4 protein-coding genes and 1 tRNA gene are annotated in these 6204 nt (G+C 63.7%); all 5 read left to right on the forward strand.

The genetic code is table 11. The features are described from left to right. Positions 1 to 8 precede the first annotated feature (8 nt). Entirely contained in the window at positions 9 to 1754 is a 1746-nt protein-coding gene (locus VLE48_01225) for a GWxTD domain-containing protein (protein HSA91607.1), read from the forward strand. Positions 1755 to 1774: 20 nt separating this feature from the next. Beyond that, entirely contained in the window at positions 1775 to 3463 is a 1689-nt protein-coding gene (locus VLE48_01230; GenBank protein ID HSA91608.1) for a carboxypeptidase-like regulatory domain-containing protein, read from the forward strand. Positions 3464 to 3569: 106 nt separating this feature from the next. Next, positions 3570 to 3953, forward strand: a complete 384-nt coding sequence (locus tag VLE48_01235) for a nuclear transport factor 2 family protein (protein ID HSA91609.1) — start codon at positions 3570 to 3572, stop codon at positions 3951 to 3953. Positions 3954 to 4041: 88 nt separating this feature from the next. Further along, a tRNA-Lys gene (locus tag VLE48_01240) sits at positions 4042 to 4117 on the forward strand. 181 nt (positions 4118 to 4298) lie between these two features. Next, positions 4299 to 6204 (forward strand): protein kinase (locus VLE48_01245; protein HSA91610.1); only part of this gene is annotated, 1906 nt, incomplete at its 3' end.

A 6204-nucleotide genomic window follows, 5' to 3' on the forward strand; every position in this document is an offset into this window, starting at 1 on the left:
GAATGGCCGTGGACCGATTTAGAGCCCTCCCTGTTGTCCTGCTTCTTGCCCTATGGAGTGTTGCCGGTGCGCCCGTGTTGGGGCAGGAAAACACCCCCGAGAACAAGGATGCGAAAGCGTCGACCTCCGGCAAGAACTCGACGGAACAAGAAGCCGACCCCCTGAAGCGTCCCCTCAGCGAAAAGCAGCGCAAGGAACAGGAAAAGAGCTTGCGCAAGGAGCTCGGCAAGACCTACAAGCGTTGGCTCGACGAAGACGTGCGCTGGATCATCATGGACGAGGAGATGCAAGCCTTCAAGCAGTTCTCCAACGATGAGGAGCGCGACTCATTCATTGAGCAGTTCTGGCTGCGCCGCGACCCCACACCGGACACGATCGAGAACGAATACAAGGAAGAGCACTACCGGCGCATGGCCTATGCCAACGAACGCTTCGCCGCCGGGAAGCCGGGATGGAAGACGGACCGCGGGCGGATCTATGTGATCTTCGGGCCGCCGGACCAGATCGATGCGCATCCGAGCGGAGGTCTGTACCAGCGGCCGATGGAAGAAGGCGGCGGCTCCACCTCGACCTACCCCTTCGAGGTGTGGCGCTATCGCTACCTGGATCTGCCGGGCGCAGGGCAGCAGGAGGTGGAGATCGAGTTCGTCGATACCTGCATGTGCGGCGACTATCACATGACCATCGACCGCTCGGAGAAGGACGCGTTGCTGTACGTACCCAACGCGGGGCCGACCTGGTTCGAAGAGATGGGCCTGGCCAGCAAGACGGACCGCTTCACCCGCGGAGGCATGGAGCGGCTGGGAGTGGGTCCCTTCAATCGGAACCTCGTGACCAGCCAGTTCGACCGTTTGGAGCTTTACGGCAAGCTGCAGAAGCCCCCGCAGATCAAGTTCAAGGAACTGGAAGAGGTGGTCACCAGCAAGGTCCGCTACAACCTGATGCCGTTCGACGTGCGGGTGGATTTCGTGCGCATTACCACCGACACGGTGATGGTGCCGGTGACCATCCAACTGAAGAACCGCGACCTGACGTTCGTGAACAAGGAGGGAGTGCAGCGCGGCGTAGCCAACATCTTCGGTCGGCTGACGACTCTGACCGGGCGCATCGCGCAGACCTTCGAGGACACGGTGCAGGTGGACGTTCCCGAGGCCCTGCTGTCGAAAACGATTCTGAACGCGTCGGTTTACTGGAAGGCGATGCCCCTACGCCCGGGACGCTACCGCCTGGACATCGTGGTGAAGGACGTGAACGGCGACCGGGTAGGAACCTGGAGCCGCGGGCTGCTGGTGCCCTCGTTTGACGAGGACAAGTTGGCGGCTTCCACGCTGATCGTGGCCGACCAGATGGAAAAGGTGCCCACGCGCCAGGTGGGCTCAGGCAACTTCGTGATCGGCACCACCAAGGTGCGGCCGCGGGTGGAGCCGGCCGATGGCAAACCTGTTTCTTTCAAGCGCAGTGCGAATGACAGAGTGAACTTCTGGATGCAGGTCTACAACCTCTCGGTGGATGAGAAGACGCAGAAGCCGTCGGCCACCATCGAGTACGACTTGGTTAACGTCCTCAACAAGCAGTCGCTGATGAAGCAGGTGGAAAGCACGGATCAGCTGGGCAATGTCGGGGAACAGGTGACGCTGGAGAAGAGTCTGCCCATCGAGAACCTGCCCCCGGGAACTTACCAGCTCACCATCAAGGTGAACGACAACCTTTCCAAGCAGACGATCTCACCCACGGCGAAATTCTCGGTGGAGTAGGGGAGGCGGATTCGGAGCGGATGTCGACGAACCACAAACTCCGCTGGATGCTGGTGATACTGGCGGTGGCCATTCCGGCTGCGGCCGGGTCGCCCAAGCCCAGCACCATCAGCGGCTCGGTGACCAACTCCGCGGGTGTTCCGCAAATGGGCGCGGCGGTCGAGATTTTCCTTTCCGCCACGGAAGTTCCCCGCAAGGTGTTTACCGACGAGCGCGGACACTTTCTGGCCTCCGGCCTGGTGCCGGGGCGCTATTACGTGAAGGTGAGCGCTTCATCTTTTCTGCCTACGCTGCGGGAGAACGTGGAACTGGGTTCGGGCACGCACGCCATCGTTAACCTCACGCTTAACACGCTTTTCGAGGCGCTCCAGCTCTTGAGTCCGGAGGCGCGGCCCCGCGAGGAGGATGACGATTGGAAGTGGACCCTCCGCTCGACGGTGAACCGCCCCGTGCTGCGCCTGAGCGAGGACGAATCCCTGATGGTGGTGACCCGGTCGGGGAAGGACGAAGATCGCGTGCTCAAGGCGCGGCTCGCCCTGGTGGCCGGCGAGCCCGGCCTGGGATCGGCCGACATGAATGCGTCTTTCCTGGTGGAGCGTTCGCTGTTCTCCACCGGCAGGCTTTCGGTGGGCGGAAACCTGGGGCAGGGAACGGGCACGCCAGGCGTGCTGCGAGCCAGCTACGTGCACGAACTGCCGGACGGCTCGCGTCCCGAGGTCACGTTCACCATGCGGCGCTTCGCGACCGCGGAAACGGTCGACCACGGAGCCGCACTGCAAGCCGTGGCGCTTTCCGTGAGCGACACCGTGACCGTCGGGAACCTGCTGGAGGTCAAGGCAGGGGGCGAGCTACAGAGCGTGGAGTATGGCAGCCGTGTGCATGCGTTGAAGCCGTTCGGCTCCGCCGAGCTCCACCTGACGCCCTACACCGTATTGGCCTACCGTTACGCCACGTCGCAGCCCAACACGCGGGGGGCCAAGGGTTTCGATACGGCGCCGGCCGACCTGAGCGAATCCGGTCCGCGCTTCACTCTGGAGGGCGGTGCGCCGGTGCTGGAACAGGCCCGGCACCAGGAGGTCGCTCTCTCCCGGCGTATCGGTGAGAACAACCTGCAGGTGGCCGCCTTTACCGACCGGTTGGTGAACACCGCGCTGCTGGGCGTGGGTGATGTTGGTTTCAGCGACGATGATCTTCTCACCGATGTGTATTCCAACACCTTCGCCTACAACGGCGGCAATCTCTCCACCGATGGCGTGCGAGTGGTGTTCGAGCGTCCCCTGCTGCCGGATGTCACCGCAACGTTCGGTTATGCCTTCGGTGGCGTGCTGGACGTGCTGGTACCCGGCGTTTCCCTGGAAGAGGCGCGCGCCTCGCTCCACACCGCGCGTCGTCATGCGGCCACCGCGAAGCTGGCCGGACGGCTGCCGGGCGCCAAGACGCGCTGGATCGTGTCCTACAAATGGACCAGCGGGCGGGCACTGACGCCGGTGGACATGTTCGATGCCTCGCCCGGCCAGGCCGATCCCTACCTCAGCTTGTTCATCCGCCAGCCGATTCCCTTGCGCGGCCCGGGACAAATGGAGGCGCTGGTGGACGTCCGCAACCTCCTGGCGCAGGGTTACGTGCCGATGGTGGCTGCCGATGGCCAGACCCTCTACCTCGTCCAGGCGGCGCGCTCGGTGCGCGGCGGTATCGCCTTCACCTTCTAGCCTCTCTAGCGCGAAATCCCGCACAGTCGAGAACCCGGTGTCTCTAGCCGGAGGTGTACACCGGCCGCCGTATAATGCTGATGAGCGTGGCCGGGAGGTGAGAGAAATGGCTAACGCCAAGGCGATTCAGAGGGAAATCCTGCGGCTGGAGCGCGAGCAGGCGCGCGCGTTCAACCGCCGCGATATCTCGGGCGCCATGCGGATCTTCAGCCCCAGCTTTGTGGGCTTCTCGTCCACAACGCACAGCCGCATCCGCGGCCTGGGTGCCCAGCGCAAGACCTTCCAGTTCTACCTGCGGCAATCACCCAAGATGACCTACCGCATCGAGAAGCCCCACGTGCACGTGAGCGGCGATACCGCGGTCGCCACCTTCTACTGGAAGGTGGGACTGGGGCCGCGGCGGGCGGTGCACGGCCGCGGCACGCACGTCTTCGTGCGCAAGGGCAGGAACTGGCGCGTGGTCCACGAGCACTTTTCGCGCCCGCACTAGCGTGCTGGAGAAATGCTTCCGGCTGGCCGGTGTGCCGCAAGCCGAATGTTATAATCGACCGTTGTTGTCCTCAGTCTGTTCCCACCGTGGGCGCGTAGCTCAACTGGCAGAGCAACTGACTCTTAATCAGTAGGTTGGAGGTTCGATTCCTCCCGCGCTCACCACGTAACCCACTCCTTGAGATTCACCAGCAGTAGGTCCTGTGACCTCGCGTTATCGTTTTGCCACGTGGCCCGTGGAATCTAGCAGCCATCGCCCGAGAACCTATCCAGCCGCGTTTCCTTTTTGTGTCTGATCGACCTGCCCTCTGCAGTAAGATGAGCCACCGCGATTGAGCGGGGTGGCATGGTCGGACGCACAGTCTCCCATTACAAAATTCTCGCGAAGCTGGGCGGCGGGGGGATGGGTGTGGTGTATGAGGCCGAGGACCTCAGCCTGGGCCGCCACGTTGCTCTAAAGTTCCTCCCCGAAGACCTGGCACAGGACCGCCAGTCGCTGGAGCGCTTCCGCCGTGAGGCGCGCGCTGCTTCTGCACTCAACCACCCCAACATCTGCACCATCCATGAGATCGGCGAGCACCAAGGGCGATCGTTCATTGTGATGGAGCACATGGATGGCACGACGCTGAAGCTGCGCGCAGCGGGCCAGCCGCTGGAAAACGAGGTGCTGGTGGACCTGAGCATCCAGATCGCGGACGCGCTGGATGCGGCGCACGGGCAGGGCATCGTGCACCGGGACATCAAGCCGGCCAACATCTTCGTGACCAAGCGAGGCCAAGCCAAGGTGCTGGACTTCGGTCTGGCCAAGGTGGAGAAGTCGCCGGTGGCGCCGAGGGACGCCACGGCTTTGAGCGAGACACACTTAACCACGCCGGGAAGCCCCATGGGCACGGTGGGTTACATGTCACCGGAGCAGGCGCTGGGCAAGGAGCTGGACGCACGCACGGACCTGTTCTCCTTCGGGGTGGTGCTCTACGAGATGGCGACCGGCAACCTGCCGTTCCAGGGCGACACGTCTACGGCCGTATTCGACGCCATCCTGCACAAGCCCCCGCTTTCGCCGCTGCGGCTGAACCCCAACCTGTCGCCGGAGCTGGACCGAATCATCTCGAAGGCGATGGAGAAGGACCGGAGCCTGCGTTACCAGAGCGCCGGGGACATGCGCACCGATCTGCAGCGCCTGAAGCGGGATACCGAATCGGGTTACGTGTCTTCCTCGATCGCAGCAGCGGCAGCAGCGGCGGCCGCAGCCAAGCCTCGGCGAAGCGCGCTGTGGACCGGGGCCGGTGTCGCGGTGGTGGTGCTGGCGGTGGCTGCCGGTCTGTGGCTCGGACGCGGCAGGCCCGCTTCGGAATCAGCCCAGGTCGCGCCTTCCATAGCCGTCCTGCCCTTTGTGGACATGAGCGAGGAGAAGAATCAAGAGTACTTCTCGGACGGGCTGGCCGAGGAGCTGCTCAATAACTTGGCCAAGATCCCGGAACTCCGCGTGGCCGCCAGGACCTCTGCCTTCCAATTCAAAGGAAAGAACGAGGACCTGCGTACGGTAGGCGAGAAGCTGAACGTGGCCACCGTCTTGGAGGGGAGCGTGCGCCGGGAGGGCAAGCGGGTGCGCATTACCGCGCAGTTGATCAAGGCCGCCGACGGGTTTCATTTGTGGTCGGAGACCTACGACCGGGAAATCACCGACATTTTCACGGTGCAAGACGAGATTGCGCGCTCGGTGGCGGGATCGCTGAAGGTGACCCTGCTGGGAGGAAAGACGGCAACGCCCTCCGCCCCGGGTAAGAATGCCGAAGCCTACAGCGCCTACCTACAAGGGCGGTACTTTAACGAGCGGCTCGGCAAGGGAAACCTGGAGAAGGCGATCGGTTACTACGAGCAAGCCATCAAACTGGACCCAAGCTATGCCCCGGGGTGGGTGGGTCTTGCTGAGGTACGCAGTCGCCAGGCGGATGCCGGTTACCTTCCAACGGAGGAGGGCTACCGGAAGGCGCGGGAGGCGGTGGAGCGGGCCTTGGCGCTCGATGCAAACCTGGCGGAGGCCCACGCGGCCATGGGATGGATCAAGAAGGGCTACGACTGGGACTGGGCGGGGGCGGATGCCTCCTACCAGCGGGCGCTGGCCCTGGAGCCGGGAAACGCCAGGGTTATGCGGGGGGCTGCCACTCTGGCCAATACCCTGGGCCGCTTTGAAGAGGCCCTGGCCCTGGACCGCCGGGCCGTAGAGCTGGATCCGCTTAGCGCGGCTGCCC

It is taken from the genome of Terriglobales bacterium, from assembly GCA_035454605.1.
Classification (GTDB): Bacteria; Acidobacteriota; Terriglobia; order Terriglobales; family Acidobacteriaceae; genus DATMAB01.